Origin of the sequence: Desulfobotulus alkaliphilus, from assembly GCF_007830435.1 — a bacterium.
GTDB classification, from domain to species: Bacteria; Desulfobacterota; Desulfobacteria; order Desulfobacterales; family ASO4-4; genus Desulfobotulus; species Desulfobotulus alkaliphilus.
The window spans coordinates 56,822-70,636 of record NZ_VLLC01000015.1 but is presented as its reverse complement, the minus strand read 5'-3'; the positions used below and the strand labels follow the sequence as shown (position 1 = coordinate 70,636).

Genomic DNA, 13,815 nt, shown 5'->3' with positions numbered 1-13,815 from the left:
ATGTGATCATGAACCGCATCAGCAAAATGTTTGAACAGTGCAGAAAGCGCAAAGAGGCTGCCCTCATCGGCTTTGTATCCGCAGGGGACCCGGATGTGGAAACCAGCAGAAAAATTATTTTTTCCATGCTGGACCATGGCATGGATCTCCTTGAAATCGGTATCCCCTTCTCCGATCCCACGGCAGACGGTCCTGCCATTCAGCTGGCTTCCCAGAGGGCTCTGAAGGCGGGAATGGACCTTGACACCGCTTTGAAAATGGTCAGGGAAATCCGGGAGAAATACCCAACCCCCATTGTACTCTTTTCCTACTTAAACCCCATCCTTGCCCATGGTCCTGAAACATTCTGCAAGGATGCTGCCGCCGCCGGGGCAGACGGTGTGCTGGTGGTGGACATGCCCCTTGAGGAAGCAGACGAACTTCTTCCGTTTCTGGAAGCCTCAGGCCTTGTTTCCATCCCCCTTGTGGCCCCCACCACGCCGGACGACAGGATGAAGGAGATCTGCAAAAATGCTAAAGGATTTTTGTATCTTGTTTCCATGACCGGCGTGACCGGCTCCGGTGGCCTTGATCCGGAAAAGGCAGGAGCCATGGCCCGTAAGGTCCGGAGCTTAAGCCCCGTTCCCGTGGCTCTGGGCTTTGGCATCAGCGAAGCGTCTCAGGTGGCGGCCCTGGGTCCGCACGCAGACGGCATTGTCATCGGCTCGGCCTTTGTCCGGGCCATAGGAGAAACAAAAGATAAAGAAAAGATCTCGGAGATTCTGGGAAAAATGACAGGGGAGTTCAAGCAGGCCTGCAAGTATTCAGACTGAGGAGAAAATATCCGGAGACAGGGATGAGGGCCAGCTCTCAGGGCGTCACAGATCCCTGTCAATATGCAATCTGATTACTACCCTGACTCAGCCACAGCTTGCTGGTCAGGTTGTTGCCATGTCTATGATGCGGGCTTTTAATACGGGCAGGCTTGAAGGCCTGCCCTTAACGCTTGGTTTTTACAAGCCCTGTTTTGTGTAGGGGCACCCTTTACGGGTGCTAAGCTAACATGCGTAAAATCTGATCATATAATTTCCATAATTAAGGTTTGTATGGCTGAAAGACAGTGGTAATCAGAATATGCAATACAACCTCACATTGGCTCAGGGGAAGATGAATCTTCAGGTAAAGGAAGCCAGGCAGCAAGGGTCTCCGCAAGATCATAACCGGATATGGGTTTGGAAATAAAAGCGTTCATACCGGACTGAAAACACTTTTCCTGATCACTCCGGGTGACATTGGCTGTCATGGCAATAATCAGAATCTCCGGATAAAGGCCCTTCACTTCCCCGGCCCGGATTCTTCGGGTTACTTCTGTTCCGTCCATATCCGGCATCTGCACATCCATAAGAATCAGATCATAGGGAGACTGTCCAAGCATTTCCAGCGCTTCCGCGCCACTCTGGGCGATATCCGCAGCCAGTCCCAGTTTTCTTAAAAATCCAAGGGCCACCTGCTGATTGGTAAGATCATCTTCAACCACAAGGATACGGGACTTTTTCTGTGCCGGGCTCAGAAGGGACTCCGGAGAGCGTACCTTTGGGACAGAGGCCTCCTTTTCCTCTTCTTCGCTCAGGGTATCAACCCGTTTAAAGGATACGGTAAACCAGAAACAGGAACCCTGATTTTCTTTGCTCTCTATTCCCATACGGCCCCCCATTTTTTCCGCAAGCTGCCGGGAAATCAGAAGCCCGAGACCCGTTCCCCCGTATCTGCGGGAAATGGAGCTGTCCGCCTGGGAAAAGGGTTGAAAAAGAGAAGAAATTTTTTCTTCTGAAATGCCGATTCCCGTATCCTGCACCCGGAAACAAAGATACCGTTCTGATCCATGGCTTGCTGTTTCACTGACCTCAATGGAGATACCGCCATGGTGGGTAAATTTCAGGGCATTTCCCACAAGGTTGGTAAGGATTCGGCGCAGCTTGTCCGTATCCCCCATGAGCCTGTCCGTAACATCATCGGCGATATTGCATGAAAAACGCAGTCCCTTTTCCTGAGCCAGAAGGGCCATGGGCGCACAGAAGGCCTCCATGAAATGACGAAGCCCGAAGGAAATCCATTCCAGACTGAATTTTCCAGACTCAATTTTTGCAAGGTCCAGAAGCCCGTTGATCATGCCAAGGAGTGATCCGCAACTGTCCTGAACAATCCGGAGATAACTCTGCTGTTCTTCATCCAGATCCGTCTGAAGCAGAAGTTCCGTCATCCCCTGTATGCCATTCATGGGTGTACGAAGCTCATGGCTCATATGGGTTAAAAATGCACTCTTGGCATCGTTATCGGCCTCGGCCTTTTCCTTGGCCCGGGCCAGTTCCGTCTGGCTTGTCTGATACATTGCAAGGGAATCCTCCAGTCTTTTTTCAGAAACCCTGCGTTCAATCAGGCGGCCTGCAAAGGCTGCTGCCTGCATCATGATATCCAGAAGGGCCGCCTCCTTTTTTCCATGGCAGAAAGAAAGGAAAAGGGCTTCGGCCTTGAGATGGTGGCTGTCGCAAACGGGCAGCACACAGATATTTTTTGATGCTAAACCAGATTCTTCTGAAAAAAAGGCTGGTTTTTCAAGGGCAAAATACCCTTCAAGCCCTTTTTCCATACTTTCCAACGCTTGAGCGCGGCAATCCCCCTGGCCTCCACAGCTGCATCCTGTAATCATAAGCCTGTCTTGTTCACCGCTGTGCTGCATGCGGAAAAAACCCGCCTCCCAGCCTCCATATTCACAGAGCTGTTCAAGGAAAATTCTGGCCGCATCTTCAAGCCCTTCTGCCTGCTGAACCGAAAAAGCAAGATCCCGCATGAGACCTGTCAGTTCGGCCTTGGCCTCAAGTTCAATATTTTTTTTCTCAATTTCTTTCTGCCGGAGCACCTGTTTACGAAGGAGCCATGCCATGCCACCCAGCCCCATGAAAACCAGCATGAAAATTAAAGAAAGATGATGAAGATCCCTTTCCCATACCTTAAGAATATGATTCCTGTTCAAAACCGTACCCATGTGGAAGGGAAAGTCCGGTAACTGATTTGTGGCAACAATATATTCCTTGTCTGTAAAGGAACGCATGCCTCCGGCGGTGAGATCCTCCAGAGAAAAGGAATTAAAATAAGACAGATCCCAAAGCCCTGCGGAAGAATCCGGCTTATTCCCACTCTCAGGGGGCAGCCATCCGGAAAGGAGACGTCCGTCTGCATTATAAAGCACAATGGCATCAACTCCTGCCAGTTCATACTCCTGATAACGCTTCCGGAAATAGGCAAAGTCCACCACCCCAACCACCACTCCGAGAAATCTGCCATCCCGGTTTTCCACTCTGCGGCTGAACCGGATACCAATATCACCCTTTTCATTTTCTGACGAAACACTGATGTCAAAGTCCATCAGGGAATCTTTGTGTGTACGAAGGAAATAATCCCTGTCAGCCATTGACAGATCCACCATCTCTCCCCTTGGATGGACGTACACAAGCTGCGCTTTGTCATCCAGAATATACATATTTTTAAGCTGATGCAGAAAAAGAATACGGCGACGGATGGCATCTTCAGCAGCGGCATTGCCCAGAACATCGCCTTCTTCCAGAAAGGGCATAACGGACATAAGGGTGATATCAATGGCTCGGAACAGGCCGGAGGCATGTTCTGCAAAAATCTGTGTCTGAATCCGGGAACGCAGCTCTGCCGCTTCCAAAAGGTTTTTCCGGGATTCCAGCTTGGTAAAAATAACAAAGATCAGAAAGCAGAGACTCAGCCCTGCCAGTATAAAACCCGTGAGAAAGAAGGGCATGGAAATAAGGGAGGAATGGAGAGTTCTGGGGCTTTTCATTAAGACTCCTTTCCATAGAATATAGAGGAAGCTATCCTGCAGACTGTTGAAGCATCGTAACTGTTCAGCACCGTTTTCCAAAGACCATATCTGCAAGACAGATGCACAGGCCCCAGGCTATTTGCCCGTGACGCAATCCGGCACTCAAGCTGAAAAGCTCAAGCCCTTTACGGGAGCAAAAATGCCTATGGATCTTGAGTGCCGGATTCGGGAGCTTCTTGCCCTGTGCGGAGGCGGCAAAACCTCCCCGCCACAGGCAGGATAAGCTTTTTGATTACCATAACAGGCCTTGGTACGCTGCCTTTGTGGCGGCTCAGACAGTTTGCCGCTTCTTATTAGCACTCCGGCACTCAAGCCTGAAAAGGCTGGCATCGTTTACATTATAGTCTTTGGGTTTTTAGCTTGAGTGCCGGAATCCGAAACGATTGCAATGTCACTTGCAAATAGCCACGGAGCCTTGCAACAATACAAAGCTGCTGTAATTACAGCATTAGCTGTTCGGAATAAACTGTGCTGAATAGTTACTGTTCGGTTTGCTTTACCCCAGGCAACGATAGATGTCCTGGTCCACAGATTGCCTGTATCCAGCAGTAAGGGAACCCGTAAAAGACAGAAGAACCGGCCTCAGGGCCTCACAAGAGATTCATCCAGTTTTTTTAAAAAAAGCATGGCCTCTGCATACAGTTCAGCATCCACACCAAGGGCTGTGACGATTGCATCCTGATGTCCTGCAAGAAAGCTTCTGTAGTCCGAAATCATTTTTTCCGGAGGCGTAAAAATTTTCATTCCCTGCTGCAAAAGAAGCCTTCTGGCATTTTCCTGGGCTTCTGCGGCTTCTTTTCGAGCCTCATCCACATGCTTCTCCCAGGTATCCATGATGATCTTCTGGAGATCATCGGGCAGTCTTCTCCAGAAATTCTGCCGGATAACGGGGATATACTGGGGAAAATACTGCCTGTCCTCAAACACATGCCCAAGCCCCGCATTCCACAGTTCCGCACTGCGAATGGTTTCATGGGTGGTCAGCACTCCGTCAATGTTTTTCTGCTGAAGCCTTGCGGGCAGATCCGGCCATGGAATAATCACTGCCTTTGCACCTAAGGCTTCCACGCGCATGGCATTGGCCAGTCCCCCCGCAACCCGTATATTCAAATTTTTAAGATCATTCTTTGAAAATACAGGCTGGTTTGTGTAAAGGTGGGCATGGCCAAGGTCCAGCCAGCGGCCCGGAACAGAAACCCTGAGACCTTTTTCAAGCTTTTCTACAACCCTGCGGCCAATTTCTCCGTCCACAACCCTGTGCATGTCTTCGGCACTGCGTCCATAAAAAGCCGGCAAAAGGAAAATACCAACGTCCGGCTCATACCTGTCAAAATGCCAGGTTCCGGGTACGCCCATTTCTACCCGATCCGAGGCAAGGGCACTGAGAATCTGCGCATCCCTGTAAAGCCTTGCACTGTCATGGAATTCCACATGGAGACGTCCCGCTGCTTTGCTGCTGAGATCTTCTGCAAAACGCCTGACCGCCTTTGTATGGACATGGCTGGGGGAATTTTCAACGGAAATGCGCATGAGAGGCAAAGAAACCTCACCCCATGCAGGCAGTGACAGGCATATAACAATAAAAACCGCCATCCGTATGGGAGAAAGGATCTTTTCAGAAAAAGACAGAAAAAAATGAACATTGTTTTTTTGCATGGCCTCTCCTTTTGACAATCCGTCCCGTTGCGCATACCATGTTGCTGCAGGCGGGAAGGGAAAAAGCCTGCTTCATAAAAAAACATCACGGCACACATTTCCTTTATATTCATGGTCACAAACACTTCTGTTTGCCGACAGAACCAGAGGAAGCTATCCTATGCATTCTGAGATTATGCCTGCTTTTCAACAGATCCGCAATGCTGTTTTAGGAAAAGATGAGGCCATCAAACGCTGCCTGACCTGTCTTCTGGCCGGGGGGCACCTTCTCATCGAAGACCTTCCCGGCATAGGAAAAACAACCCTGGCCAAGGCTACGGCCAGAAGTCTGGGGCTTACATTCCGGAGAATCCAGTGCACCAGTGATATGCTGCCCGGAGATATTCTTGGTGTTTCCATCTTTGAAAGCAGAGAAAGGATATTCAGGTTCCATCCCGGCCCTGTTTTTACCCAGATTCTCCTTGCCGATGAAATCAACCGGGCCGGACCCAAAACCCAGAGTGCCCTTCTGGAAGCCATGGAAGAAAATCAGGTGAGTGTTGAAGGACAGACCCATCCCCTGCCCCATCCTTTTTTTGTCATGGCTACCCAGAACCCCAGTGAACAGGCAGGGGCCTACCCCTTGCCCGAATCCCAGCTGGACCGTTTTCTCATGCGCATCTCCATGGGATATCCGGACAGAGATGCGGAAAAACGCATCCTCAAGGGTGAGGTGAGGCATGCATTTTCAGAACTGACTCCCCTGCTCTCTGCGCAAAAAATCATCTCCTTCAGGCAGGAAGTGCAGCAGGCAGGCGTTTCCGATGCCCTCATGGATTATGTTCAGGATATTCTGGAATATACCCGGAAAGAAAGCCTTTTCCACACAGGTCTTTCTCCAAGGGCTGGCATGGCCATTGTACTGGCTTCCAAGGCCTGGGCCTTTCTCCATAAAAGGGATTTCTGTCTGCCCGAAGACGTGCAGGCTGTTTTTCCATGGGTTTCCAGCCACAGGCTGCAAAAATCAAAGGATCTGACGGGTTTCAGCCCTGAAGAAATGCAGGATGTGCTGAAAAAAATTCCTTTGCCGTGAAAAGTGCTCCCATGAAAGCTGAAAAAAGAAAAATTTTCATTCTGCCCACCCCTGCCGGTCTTTTCATGGGCATCATTTTACTTGTCACCCTTGTGGCCTCCCTTAATGAAAACAACAATCTGGGGCTTCTGCTCACTTTTTTTCTCTTTTCCATGGCCCTTTGTTCCTCCTTTTCAACCCACAGAAATCTTAAGGGTATCCTGATCAAAGGCATGGAATGCCCACCGGTATTTGCAGAAAACCCCATCTGTATCCGTCTCCACCTTTTCAGTGGGAATCATGGGCGTACGGGCCTTACACTCTGCAGCCGTAAAAAAACGTCACAACCTGTTTCCATAGATAAAAGCAGCACCGGTATTCTGGAACTCCGTCTGCCTGCCGCAGCACGGGGGATTTATCAGCTCCCGGCCCTTACCCTCCAGTGCCGGGCACCTCTGGGACTTTTTTATGCATGGATCCGGCTGCCCCACGAAACAGAAGCCGTGGTATATCCCAAACCCCTTGCTGGTCCCCTGCCGGAATCCGAAGGCAAAGGCGCAGAAAAACAACCTTCGGGCAGGAAAGCACAGTCCATGGGGAATGAGGATTTTGAAGGACACAAAAGCTATGTTCCGGGAGACCCCATTTCCCGCATTGACTGGAAAATTTTTTCCAGAGACAGAGGTATGCACATCAAAAATTTTGAAAGCGCAGGCAAAAGCCTTGTTCTGGATTTCAATGCCTTCAACAATATGGATACGGAAGAAAGGCTCTCCCGGCTCTGCCACGGCATTCTTCAGGCCGCATCCAGAAACATGGCCTATGGTCTCCGTCTTCCAGACAGGGAAGTCGGACCGGCATCTTCCAGACAGCACCGGGAACAATGCCTGTATCATCTGGCCGCTTTTCAGGGAGAAAACACCGCAGAGGATTTATTTTCCATGATGCTCCATGCCATAGGTGAAGAGAAAAATGCCTTTATCATTAAATGATAAAAACAGACTGCTGCCGCCTTTGATCTTCATACTGGCATTATCCGCAGGGCCGCAGTTTCTGCATCAACCCCTCTGGCTGACGGCTCTTGTCTGTCTTGCATGGCTGATGCGCCTTGCCATGGCCCGGGGCTATCTTCCCCTGCCCGGAAAAAAAACCATCCTTGCTTTCACATGGATCTTTTTTTTTATCATCCTTGCCCAAAGCGCAGGCACCTTTGCACAGGATGCAGGCTCCCGGCTCCTTCTCATCATGGCAGCACTGAAAACCTTTGAGCTGAAAGAAAGAAGGGATGCCATTGCCCTTGTTTTCATCGCCCATCTGCTGGTACTTTCCAGCCTGCTTTTTTCAGAATCCCTTGCCATGGCCCTTTACATGGCCCTTGCCCTCATATGCAACCACGCTGTCCTTGCCCTGATTCACCACGAAAAAGCACCTTTAAAAAAAATGCTGCTGCAGGCAGCCACCCTCTTTTTTGTGGCAGCGCCCCTTGCCATTATCCTCTTTGTTTCCTTTCCAAGACTTTCAAGCCCCCTCTGGGGTATCCGCACGCCCTCTCCTTCCGGGATAACGGGTTTTTCGGATCAGTTGCAGCCGGGCAGTGTGGCAACCCTTGCCAAAAGCAATGAACCGGCTTTCCGTGTACAGTTCGAAGGCCCCATTCCTTCTTCAGAAAGCCGCTATTTCAGAGGCATTGTTTTCCGCAATGTACGATCCGGCGCATGGCTTCCGGACAGGGAAGTATCTCCCCTGCCTGATTTTGAAACCCCCCCCCGGATGTGGATACGCTACAGCATCATCATGGAACCCCATCAGCACCACTGGCTCTTTGCCTTAGACTGGCCCATTGCCCATGGAACAGGCTCTGTATCCCTTGTGCAGGGCGGACTTGCGCGAAACAAGGATAAAGTTCAGCGCCGCATGGGCTACACCCTTGAATCCTCAAAGGAAAATTTCCATCTGGAAAGACCGGATGACGTGGATCTTTATCTGCCTTCGGACGAAAACCCAAAGGCTCTGGCCCTTGGCCGAAAAATTTACAAAGAAAACCCGGATGAAAGCCAAAGACTTGGGGCCCTTGTTTCATGGATTCAGAGTCAGCCCTTCCGCTACACCCTGAATCCCGGCCTGCTTCCTTCAAAAAACAGCATGGACGCCTTTCTTTTTGAGACACAACAGGGCTATTGTGAGCATTTTTCCATGGGGTTTGCCACCCTTGCCCGGGCAGCGGGACTGCCCGCACGGATCATCGGCGGCTATCAGGGGGGGGAAATCAACCCCATCGGACCCTATCTCATGGTCAAACAGTCCGACGCCCATGCATGGACCGAAATCTATCTTGAAAATCAAGGCTGGCAGCGGATGGATCCCACAGCCCTGATTGCCCCCCTCCGTCTGGATGAAGGGGGAATGGCCGCCTCCCTTTCCGAAGAAGACCGCATGAGCATTGGCAGGCATACGGATCTTACATGGCTTGAAAGAAAAATCAGGCCTCTGGGCCTCTTCTGGGACAGCGCCACCCACCTCTGGCACAGGCAGGTGCTGGCCTACACCCATACCCGTCAACGGGAATTCTTTGCCCGATTGGGGGCATGGCTACAGGGTGCCGGGCTGTTTTATTTTTTATCCATAAGCCTTGCTTCAGGATTGTTTATCTACGGGCTGACAAAATATGCTATGATCCGGTTAAAGAACGGAAAGCAAAAGGACAAGGTGCTGCTGGCCTGGAATCTTCTGTGCCAGAAAATGAAAAAGGCAGGTTTTCCCAGAGATCCCCACGAAGGCCCCATGGATTATGCAAAGAGGATCAGAGAAAACAGACCGGAGCTTGCCGATGCGCTTCAGCCCCATCTGGAAAATTATGTCCGCCTGCGCTATGGCAACAAGGATGCTGATCCGGAAACCATTCAGGGTTTTCTGAAAGAAGTCCGGCGGTTTCGGGTGCCATCTTTAAAAAAGAAAGACTGAGCTGCCGCATAAACCTATGACCTGAGCCAGGGAGGAGGAATCATGAAAGTCGTTTTTGATCCGGCATTTTACGAAGTCTATACCCATGATCCGGCTGCCGAACCCGGCCGTATGCAGGCCATTGTTCAGGAGATTGAGGATATTGCCGTGTTTATTTCTCCTGAGCCCGCCACCAGGGAAGAACTGCTCCGGGCGCACGGCGAAGATCTTCTGGAGGAGGTAAGAAGGGAAGGCGTCTTTGACATCGCAGCCCTTGCCGCAGGTGCTGCCATCCTTTCTGCCCGCATGAGCTTTAAAGAACCGGTTTTCGGACTGATCCGGCCACCGGGCCACCATGCCTCCAGAGACAGCTGCTGGGGGTTCTGCTACTTCTCCAATATGGCTGTGGCACTTCTGGCCATGAAGGCCGAAGGTCTGATTCAGACGGCCCATGTGCTGGACTTTGACCTGCACTTTGGCGATGGCACAACCAATATCCTCGGCCCCCTGCCCTGGGTCAGCCTGCACAACCCCATGTCCCGCAACCGCAAAGATTATATGGAAGATGTTGAATCCAGACTTGAAAGTCTTGAAACGGATATCATTGGAATTTCTGCGGGATTTGATCATCACAGGGATGACTGGGGAGGACTTCTTCGTACGGAAGATTATTTTGATATGGGGAGGTGGGCAAAAAAAGCATCAAGACGCTGCAATGCCGGTCTTTTTGCCCTGCTGGAAGGCGGGTACAACCATAAGGTTCTGGGAAAAAATGCAAGGGCCCTGATGGAAGGCATGGCTTCAGAGCCATGAAAAAGATCCTAGCCCTGCAGCTTGAACCCAGCACCTTCTGCACCCTGAAATGTCCGACCTGTCCGCGCACGGCCTTTGCGGACACATGGAAAAATATCCATTTTCCTCTGGAAAAAATAAAACGCATCCTTCCTCTGGCCCTCCGTGCTGAAATCGTTCAGCTTCAGGGCTGGGGGGAACCCCTCTGTCATCCGGAACTTGAAGGAATGATCCGTGAGCTGACAAAGGCCGGTGCCCGATGTTCCGTCACAAGCAATGGCTGCCTTCTGGATGAAAAACGGGGACAATCCCTTCTGGAAGCAGGACTTGAACACCTCACCATTTCCATTAGCGGAGCCACCCCCGAAACCCATGCCGCCCTGAGACCCCACTCCGACCTCCATGCCCTCATGGAAAAGGTCCGCCTTTTTCGCCTTAGGGCAGACAGGCTGGGAAAAAAACCGAAAATCAGCCTCAGTTTTCTCCAGCAGGACAGCAATATCCACGAGCTGCCCCTGGCAGTGGGGCTGGCCAGCCGCTATGGCCTGGATGACTGTCTTGCCATCAATGCCAGCTACCTGCCGACCCCGGATCACAAAAAACAGCATGTGGTTTCAGGATTTCGCTCCAGATGGGCAGCCATGCGTGCCCTATGGGTTTCCATACGAAAAGGTCAGCCTTACATTCCTGCCCGGATGCAGCCCAAAGAACAGGCCGTCTGCGCCAACGACCCCTTACAATGCCTGATGGTCGGTGCGGATGGCACAGTCAGCCCCTGTATTTTCCTTTACCTGCCCCTCATATCTCACAATGCCTTTCATCCTCCCATGGCAGTCATGGGCAATCTTTTTGACGATGATTTTGAAACCATATGGCAGGGTAAAAAATATCGGAATTTCTGCAGGGCGTTTGAGGTCAGAAAGGAATTTTACGAGGAGCTTTATGCGGGTATAGGCAATTGCAGTGAGGGAAGACGCAGGCTGATGGAGGCACCGGGAATAGAGCGCATTTTTTATGGGAATCACCCCGTACCCCTGCCATGTCAGGGCTGCGCTCAGGTAAAGGGGTTATAATTCAGAATACCCTCTGCATTTTTTTCAGGCAGGTAATTATTCAGCACAGTTTTCCAGGTACCATACCTGCAAGACAGATGCACAGGCCCCAGGCTATTTGCCCGTGACGCAATCTTATTCGGGAACTTTTTGCCCTGTGCGGAAGCGGCAAAAACTCGCCGCCACAGGCAGGATAAGCTTTTTGATTACCATGGCAGACTTAAGCACGCTGCCTTTGTGGCGGCTCAGACAGTTTTCCGCTTCTTTTGCACAGGCCTGCAAAGCTCTGATCCGAAACGATTGCAATGTCACTTGCAAATAGCCACGGAGCCTTGCAACAGTACGAAGCTGCTGCAACTACAGCATTGGCAGTTCGGAATAAACTGTGCTGAACAGTTACAAAATAATCAGGCAGAAGATGCCTGAAGACAGGATTCAACAAATACATGCAGTCCCTGCCTGCGAAGATTGTTAATGTCCGTAAAAAAGATTCTCCGGTAATCTTCCGTGTACAGGCTGTTTTTATTCTCCGAAAAAACAATAAAAATGGGAACACAGGGTTTTCCGGCAAGTTTTTCCCAGTGGCGGATCTGGAAAAGGGTCTGCTGCATGGCTTCACTGGAAAAACGCATGAAAACACCGTCAAAATGACCATCCTCTGCAACATAGGCCGTCAGGAGGGCTGCGGCATCGCTAAAACACTGCTTGCGGTAACCCGAAGAACCGGCAAGACATCCGAGAAGATTTTCCGGAGGCGATTCTCCTATCAGCATACGGAATGACTTTTTCTGCTCTTCCCGTAAACGATGCCGGGTCAGCATTCCCTCACCATGTTTTTCACCAAGCAGGCGGCTGACCATCTCCACAAGAAAGGTTCTTGATACGGGCTGGGTAAGATAGCCCGCATAACCCGCATTTCTGCAAAACCCCGCACTGCCCGGAACAGGACGGGACAGGGCGATGACCGGTATTTTCTGGAATATACGGTTAACTTCAGAAGGATGCTTCGCCTTTTCAGGATCTTCCATGGCAACAACAGCCAGATCCGGTACATTATCTGCAGGGATGGCATCTTCATGGGAAAAAATTTCAACGGCAGCTCCCGCAGCCTTCAGATACTGGGCGCAGATTTCCGCCTGCCTTGGATGGGAATCCACCACATAAATTTTCTTATGGCCAAGGCCCGGAGAAAGGCTTTCTGGTTCACCGGTGGCGTCAGAATCCCTGCCCACTCTGATGCTGAAGCGGAAAGTGCTGCCCCCGTCCGGGTTGTTTTCCGCATGGATGTCTCCGCCCATCATTTCCACAAGCCTGCGGCATATGGCAAGCCCCAGTCCGGAACCGCCATATCTGCGGGTCCATGTGCCCTCTGCCTGCCGGAATGCTCCGAAAATGGCCTCTTCCTCCCCTTCCGGAATGCCTATTCCCGTATCCTTTACGGAAAAAACAAGTGTAAGTCCCTTTCCTTCTTCCTTTTTTACACCCACGGAAAGGGTAATTTCACCCTGTTCCGTAAATTTTAGGGCATTGGCCAGAAGATTGATCAAAACCTGACGCAGCTTCTGGGGGTCTCCCACGAGGCGGGCTGGCACATTGTCTTCAAAGTGGGAAATCAGGGAAACCTTTTCAGGATTCATACGGCTGCGGAGCATTTCAACGGCATCAAAACACAGGATCTCAAGGTCATAGGGAATTTCTTCCATGGCCACTTTTCCGGCTTCAATGCGGGCAAAGTCCAGAATGTCATTTAAAAGCTGCAGCAGGGTTTCGCTGCTGGATCGGATAATACTGAGAAATTCCTGCTGTTCATCATTGAGGGGCGTGTCCAGCAGGAGATCTGCAAAACCGATCAGGCCGTTCAGGGGCGTACGGATTTCATGGCTGATTCCCGCAAGGAACTCACTTTTGGCCCTGGAAGCGGCTTCCGCCCTTGAAGCCAGATGGCCAGAAACCGTTACCATTTTCTCCAGAGAAGCATTCATGGCATTTAAGGAACTGATGGCTTCCCTTTCCCGCTCCACCCGACGGATACGGGCCAGAAGCTCCCGCCTTTCAAAGGGTTTGCTCACATAATCCGAAGCGCCTGCATCCACAATATCCGCATAGTTATACCGCTCGGACATTCCCGTCATGACCATGACATCCAGGGCAGGATGCTCCCTGTGCAGTGCTTTCATGAATTCGATACCATCCATACCGGGCATACTGATGTCCGTAATGACAAGCCCCGGCAGATCCTTGCGGACCTCATCCAGGGCTTCATTGCCATCTGCAGCCAGACTGCATGCATACCCTTCACGGCTAAGCATGCGGTGGAGCATCTGCCGCAGGGCCGGATCATCATCCACCACCAGTATTTTCTGAAAACGAAACATGATATGCACCATCCGTGAGAAGGTTTGGGGTACAATCGGGCAGGTCAGGGCCGCCATTGCGAA

General features: G+C 51.0%; 9 protein-coding genes. 6 read left to right on the top strand and 3 right to left on the bottom strand.

All coding sequences use genetic code 11. The features are described 5' to 3' along the window. The first annotated feature begins 8 nt into the window (after positions 1-8). Entirely contained in the window at positions 9-812 is an 804-nt protein-coding gene (gene trpA, locus LZ24_RS10415) for a tryptophan synthase subunit alpha (RefSeq protein ID WP_144685228.1), read from the top strand. 314 nt (positions 813-1,126) lie between these two features. Here the strand turns inward: trpA and LZ24_RS10410 are convergent, their stop codons facing one another. Continuing rightward, positions 1,127-3,844 carry an ATP-binding protein gene (locus LZ24_RS10410; RefSeq protein ID WP_144685226.1) on the bottom strand — a complete coding sequence of 906 codons (2,718 nt, stop codon included), beginning with the start codon at positions 3,842-3,844 and terminating at the stop codon, positions 1,127-1,129. 624 nt (positions 3,845-4,468) lie between these two features. Continuing rightward, the gene (dctP, locus tag LZ24_RS10405) at positions 4,469-5,542 is read right to left on the bottom strand and encodes a TRAP transporter substrate-binding protein DctP (protein WP_144685224.1); all 1,074 of its coding nucleotides are present in this window, start codon (positions 5,540-5,542) and stop codon (positions 4,469-4,471) included. A 160-nt stretch (positions 5,543-5,702) separates the two neighbouring features. On the opposite strand from dctP, the gene LZ24_RS10400 reads away from it, so the two are divergent. Genes LZ24_RS10400 through LZ24_RS10380 form a run of 5 tightly spaced genes read left to right on the top strand, consistent with a single transcriptional unit; the run spans position 5,703 to position 11,398 of the window. Beyond that, positions 5,703-6,614, top strand: coding sequence for an AAA family ATPase (locus tag LZ24_RS10400; RefSeq protein WP_144685222.1), 912 nt, complete (start codon positions 5,703-5,705; stop codon positions 6,612-6,614). An 11-nt stretch (positions 6,615-6,625) separates the two neighbouring features. After that, the gene (locus tag LZ24_RS10395) at positions 6,626-7,585 is read left to right on the top strand and encodes a DUF58 domain-containing protein (protein ID WP_144685220.1); all 960 of its coding nucleotides are present in this window, start codon (positions 6,626-6,628) and stop codon (positions 7,583-7,585) included. Next, positions 7,566-9,554, top strand: coding sequence for a transglutaminase TgpA family protein (locus LZ24_RS10390; protein WP_144685218.1), 1,989 nt, complete (start codon positions 7,566-7,568; stop codon positions 9,552-9,554). Before LZ24_RS10395 ends, LZ24_RS10390 begins: the two co-directional genes overlap by 20 nt. Before the next feature lie 42 nt (positions 9,555-9,596). Further along, positions 9,597-10,346: a histone deacetylase family protein gene (locus LZ24_RS10385; protein ID WP_144685216.1), complete on the top strand. Its 750-nt coding sequence runs from the start codon at positions 9,597-9,599 to the stop codon at positions 10,344-10,346. Further along, positions 10,343-11,398 carry a radical SAM protein gene (locus LZ24_RS10380; protein ID WP_144685214.1) on the top strand — a complete coding sequence of 352 codons (1,056 nt, stop codon included), beginning with the start codon at positions 10,343-10,345 and terminating at the stop codon, positions 11,396-11,398. Before LZ24_RS10385 ends, LZ24_RS10380 begins: the two co-directional genes overlap by 4 nt. 386 nt (positions 11,399-11,784) lie before the next feature. On the opposite strand, the gene LZ24_RS10375 is transcribed toward LZ24_RS10380, so the two are convergent. Continuing rightward, positions 11,785-13,752: a response regulator gene (locus LZ24_RS10375; RefSeq protein ID WP_186443066.1), complete on the bottom strand. Its 1,968-nt coding sequence runs from the start codon at positions 13,750-13,752 to the stop codon at positions 11,785-11,787. Positions 13,753-13,815 lie beyond the last annotated feature (63 nt).

Excerpts from the sequence above, each read along its gene's own strand:
- trpA (WP_144685228.1), top strand. The coding sequence starts at position 9 with ATGAACCGCATCAGCAAAATGTTTGAACAGTGCAGAAAGCGCAAAGAG.
- LZ24_RS10410 (WP_144685226.1), bottom strand. The coding sequence starts at position 3,844 with ATGAAAAGCCCCAGAACTCTCCATTCCTCCCTTATTTCCATGCCCTTC.
- dctP (WP_144685224.1), bottom strand. The coding sequence starts at position 5,542 with ATGCAAAAAAACAATGTTCATTTTTTTCTGTCTTTTTCTGAAAAGATC.
- LZ24_RS10400 (WP_144685222.1), top strand. The coding sequence starts at position 5,703 with ATGCATTCTGAGATTATGCCTGCTTTTCAACAGATCCGCAATGCTGTT.
- LZ24_RS10395 (WP_144685220.1), top strand. The coding sequence starts at position 6,626 with ATGAAAGCTGAAAAAAGAAAAATTTTCATTCTGCCCACCCCTGCCGGT.
- LZ24_RS10390 (WP_144685218.1), top strand. The coding sequence starts at position 7,566 with ATGCCTTTATCATTAAATGATAAAAACAGACTGCTGCCGCCTTTGATC.
- LZ24_RS10385 (WP_144685216.1), top strand. The coding sequence starts at position 9,597 with ATGAAAGTCGTTTTTGATCCGGCATTTTACGAAGTCTATACCCATGAT.
- LZ24_RS10380 (WP_144685214.1), top strand. The coding sequence starts at position 10,343 with ATGAAAAAGATCCTAGCCCTGCAGCTTGAACCCAGCACCTTCTGCACC.
- LZ24_RS10375 (WP_186443066.1), bottom strand. The coding sequence starts at position 13,752 with ATGTTTCGTTTTCAGAAAATACTGGTGGTGGATGATGATCCGGCCCTG.